3 protein-coding genes are annotated in these 3,246 nt (G+C 66.6%); all 3 read left to right on the top strand.

Translation table 11 applies throughout. The features are described from left to right. A partial coding sequence (locus HP546_RS28075) for a carboxyl transferase domain-containing protein (RefSeq protein ID WP_306125862.1) occupies positions 1–811 on the top strand: 811 nt, incomplete at its 5' end. A gap of 2 nt (positions 812–813) precedes the next feature. After that, positions 814–1,629: a gamma-carboxygeranoyl-CoA hydratase gene (locus tag HP546_RS28070; protein ID WP_172232433.1), complete on the top strand. Its 816-nt coding sequence runs from the start codon at positions 814–816 to the stop codon at positions 1,627–1,629. Beyond that, the coding region (locus HP546_RS28065) for an acetyl/propionyl/methylcrotonyl-CoA carboxylase subunit alpha (RefSeq protein ID WP_172232430.1) at positions 1,626–3,246 on the top strand (1,621 nt) is incomplete at its 3' end. The genes HP546_RS28070 and HP546_RS28065, both read left to right, overlap by 4 nt.

Below are 3,246 nucleotides of genomic sequence, written 5' to 3'. Positions count from 1 at the left end.
CAACTGGCACAAGCTGGGCAAACTGCAGCGCCTGGCGCCGGTGGCGCCGTTGTATGGCGCCGAAGAGTTGTACGGCGTAGTGCCGGCCGATGCCAAGCAGCCGTTCGACGTGCGCGAGGTCATCGCCAGGCTGGTCGACGGCTCGGTGTTCGATGAATTCAAGGCGCTGTTCGGCACTACCCTGGTGTGCGGCTTCGCCCACTTGCACGGCTACCCGGTGGCGATTCTGGCCAACAACGGCATCCTGTTCGCCGAAGCCGCGCAAAAGGGCGCGCACTTCATCGAACTGGCCTGCCAGCGCGGCATCCCGCTGCTGTTCCTGCAGAACATCACCGGCTTCATGGTCGGTAAAAAGTATGAAGAAGGCGGCATCGCCAAGCACGGTGCCAAGCTGGTCACCGCCGTGGCCTGCGCCCAGGTACCCAAGTTCACGGTGATCATCGGCGGCAGTTTCGGCGCCGGCAACTACGGCATGTGCGGCCGCGCCTACGACCCACGCTTCCTGTGGATGTGGCCCAACGCGCGAATTGGCGTGATGGGCGCCGAGCAGGCGGCCGGGGTACTGGCCCAGGTCAAGCGCGAGCAAAGCGAACGCAGTGGCCAGGCCTTCAGTGCCGAGGACGAAGCCCGGCTCAAGCAGCCGATCCTCGACCAGTACGAACACCAGGGCCACCCCTACTACTCCAGTGCCCGCCTGTGGGACGACGGTGTCATCGACCCGGCACAGACCCGCGACGTGCTCGGCCTGGCGCTGTCTGCCGCGCTGAACGCAGCGATCGAACCCAGCCGCTTCGGCATTTTCCGGATGTGATCATGAGCGATTTCAGCACCCTAGAAGTGATCCGCGACACGCGCGGCTTCGCCACACTGTGGCTGAGCCGCGAGGACAAGAACAACGCGTTCAACGCGCAGATGATCCGCGAGCTGATCGTGGCCATCGACCGCCTGGCGGAAGATTCCAGCCTGCGCTTTGTGCTGCTGCGCGGCCGTGGCCGGCACTTCAGCGCCGGCGCCGACCTGGCCTGGATGCAGCAGTCGGCGCAGTTGGACTTCCACACCAACCTGGATGACGCCCACGAACTGGGCGAGCTGATGTACACCCTGCACCGCCTCAAAACGCCAACCCTGGCCGTGGTGCAAGGTGCGGCGTTTGGCGGCGCGCTGGGCCTGATCAGTTGCTGCGACATGGCCATCGGCGCCGAAGACGCCCAGCTGTGCCTGTCGGAAGTGCGTATCGGCCTGGCCCCGGCCGTGATCAGCCCGTTCGTGGTCAAAGCCATCGGTGAGCGCGCCGCGCGCCGCTACGCCCTTACCGCCGAACGCTTCAGCGGTGTGCGGGCCCGCGAGCTGGGCCTGCTGGCCGAGGTGTACCCGGCCAGCGAGCTGGACGCACAGGTAGAAGCCTGGGTGAGCAACTTGCTGCTCAACAGCCCGCAGGCGTTGCGCGCCACCAAGGACCTGCTGCGCGAAGTGGACGACGGCGAGCTTAGCCCGGCCCTGCGCCGCTACTGCGAAAACACCATTGCCCGCATCCGCGTCAGCGCCGAAGGCCAGGAGGGCCTGCGCGCCTTCCTGGAAAAACGCCGCCCCGCCTGGCAAACCGATGACAAGAAGGAGCCGCGCCCATGAGCCGCCCCGCTTTGACCACCCTGCTGGTTGCCAACCGCGGCGAAATCGCCTGCCGCGTCATGCGCACCGCCAAGGCCATGGGCCTGACCACCGTCGCCGTGCACAGCGCCACCGACCGTGACGCCCGGCACAGCCGCGAAGCCGATATCCGCGTCGACCTGGGCGGCACCAAGGCCGCCGAAAGCTACCTGCTGGTCGACAAGCTGCTGGCCGCCGCCAAGGCCAGCGGGGCCCAGGCCATTCACCCAGGCTATGGCTTCCTGTCCGAAAACGCCGGCTTTGCCCGCGCCATCGAACAGGCCGGGCTGATCTTCCTTGGCCCACCGGCCAGCGCTATCGATGCCATGGGCAGCAAGTCGGCGGCCAAGGCGTTGATGGAAACCGCCGGGGTGCCGCTGGTGCCGGGTTACCACGGCGAAGCGCAAGACCTGGACACCTTCCGCGCCGCCGCTGAACGCATTGGCTACCCGGTGCTGCTCAAAGCCAGCGCCGGCGGTGGTGGCAAGGGCATGAAGGTGGTCGAGGAAGAAGGCCAGCTGGCCGATGCCCTGGCCTCGGCCCAGCGTGAAGCACAGTCGTCGTTTGGCGATGCGCGCATGCTGGTTGAAAAATACGTGCTCAAGCCACGCCACGTGGAAATCCAGGTGTTCGCCGACCAGCATGGCAACTGCCTGTACCTCAACGAGCGCGACTGCTCGATTCAGCGCCGCCACCAGAAAGTGGTCGAGGAAGCCCCCGCCCCTGGCCTTTCGCCCGAACTGCGGCGAGCGATGGGCGAGGCAGCGGTGCGCGCGGCACAGGCCATCGGCTATGTCGGCGCCGGCACGGTGGAATTCCTGCTCGATGCCCGTGGCGAGTTCTTCTTCATGGAGATGAACACCCGCCTGCAAGTGGAACACCCGCTCACCGAAGCCATTACCGGCCTCGACCTGGTGGCCTGGCAGATTCGCGTGGCCTGCGGTGAAGCCTTGCCGATTACCCAGGACCAGGTGCCGCTGATTGGCCATGCCATCGAAGTGCGCCTGTATGCCGAAGACCCCGCCAATGAATTCCTGCCCGCAACCGGCAAGCTGACGTTGTACCGCGAGTCGGCACCGGGCGAAGGACGGCGAGTGGACAGCGGGGTCAGCGAAGGCGATGTGGTATCGCCGTTCTACGACCCGATGCTGGGCAAGCTGATCGCCTGGGGCGAAGACCGCGAGCAGGCGCGCCTGCGCTTGCTGGCCATGCTCGACGAATTCGCGATTGGCGGGCTGAAGACCAACATTGCCTTCTTGCGGCGTATCCTCGCGCACCCGGCGTTTGCTGCGGCAGAGCTGGACACCGGATTCATTCCACGTCACCAGGCTGTTTTGCTGCCAGCGCCGCAAGCGCTACCGGCAGTGTTCTGGGAAGCGGCGGCCGAGGCTTGGCTGCAGGGCCAGGGCGGGCATCAGCGGGGGGATGATTGCCGTTCCCCGTGGGGCGAGCGCAACGGCCTGCGCCTGGGCCTGCCGGCGCGCAGCAGCCTGCATCTGCTGAGCGGCGGCCAGGATCAGGCCGTTGCCCTGGAGCGCAGCGCTGCGTCCACCTGGCAATTGCTGGGCGAGCAACTGGTGCATGAGCAGGATGGCGTGC

Source organism: Pseudomonas sp. CM25 (assembly GCF_013179705.1).
Lineage (GTDB): Bacteria > Pseudomonadota > Gammaproteobacteria > Pseudomonadales > Pseudomonadaceae > Aquipseudomonas.
Note: the sequence above shows the minus strand (reverse complement) of the source record. Positions and strands in the feature narration are given on the sequence as shown.